Genomic DNA, 1231 nt, shown 5'->3' with positions numbered 1-1231 from the left:
TGTAGATTCAAGTCATCAACGCAACACCCTTGTCAATCATGTGTGACGGTGTCATAAAGTTCAATGTTTTTCTCGGTCTCTCATTTAATTGGGTCGCTACGTTGTTAAGAACTTCCTGTGAATGAACAGATAAATCAGTTTTTCTTGGGAAGTATTGCCGAACCAAACTATTAGTATTTTCGTTTGTTCCTCGTTGCCATGGTGATTGGGGGTCGCAAAAGTAAACGGGTATACCAATTGCTTTTGTTAGCTCGGCATGCTTAGCCAGTTCCATACCGCGATCCCAGGTAAGCGATTTCCGGTATTCTGCCGGCATCTGTTTAAATATTTTTAACAACGCCCGGTAAACCGACTCTGCGTCTTTGCCAGCTAATTTCAATAGGATAGTAAAGCGGGCTTTTCTATCGACAAGAGTGGCGATATGTGTGTTTTTAGAGCCCGAAACGAGATCACCCTCCCAATGGCCAAGGGAGGCGCGATTTTCTATGTCCTCATCGCGTTTGCGAATTGAGAGTCCATTGACAATAGTTGTAAAGGTTCGGTCTCCACTACGGCGGTGATAGCGGCTATGTCGCATAGGATGCGAGCGACGCAGATGTTGTGCAAATGAAAAGTGAATAACGGCCTTTGAACGTACATATATCGACTTATAAATCGTTTCATATGATACATGCATAAATGGGTTGCAAGGGTATTGAACTCGTAACCAGCCAGCGATTTGTTCTGGGGACCATTTAAGCTCGAGCTTCGACATAACAAGCTTTCGGAGCACTTTATTGATTTCGAGTTGCCCTAGTTTTGGTCTTTTTGCCATACGTTTGGCGCGGTTATCGGCATCAACTGCTTTGTAATAACGTCGTCCTCGATTACGGGATACTTCACGTGAAATTGTTGAAGGCGAACGCTTTAGCATTACAGCAATTTCACGAAAAGACTTTTTAGCAGATAGGGCCACTCGAATTTCTTCTCTTTCGGCTGAGGTCAGGTGCTGTTTATTTCGTATTCGAGGTTTTGGTTTTATACCGCCACTTTCGCGTAGCGCGGTGAAAACAGTACCAGGTGCAGCGTCTAATACTCGACCAATATCACTAAAACCTGCTCCTTGCTTCCATAAATTAAAGACCAGATCCCTTTCATCTTGTGTGAATGTACGTTTTGCTCGTTTCATCAGAAGTACTCATGCAAATCAGTAGTATAGTAAAACTGTTGCATTGACCACTTGAATCTACAG

1 protein-coding gene is annotated in these 1231 nt (G+C 43.5%); it reads right to left on the bottom strand.

The genetic code is table 11. The features are described from left to right. Nucleotides 1-7 precede the first annotated feature (7 nt). Complete coding sequence (locus DFP83_RS13465; protein ID WP_110576599.1) at nt 8-1168, bottom strand: IS30 family transposase; 1161 nt, start codon at nt 1166-1168, stop codon at nt 8-10. Nucleotides 1169-1231: the final 63 nt, after the last annotated feature.

This window comes from Idiomarina fontislapidosi (genome assembly GCF_003226255.1).
Classification (GTDB): domain Bacteria; phylum Pseudomonadota; class Gammaproteobacteria; order Enterobacterales; family Alteromonadaceae; genus Idiomarina; species Idiomarina fontislapidosi.
This window is presented reverse-complemented; position numbering and strand designations above follow the sequence as displayed.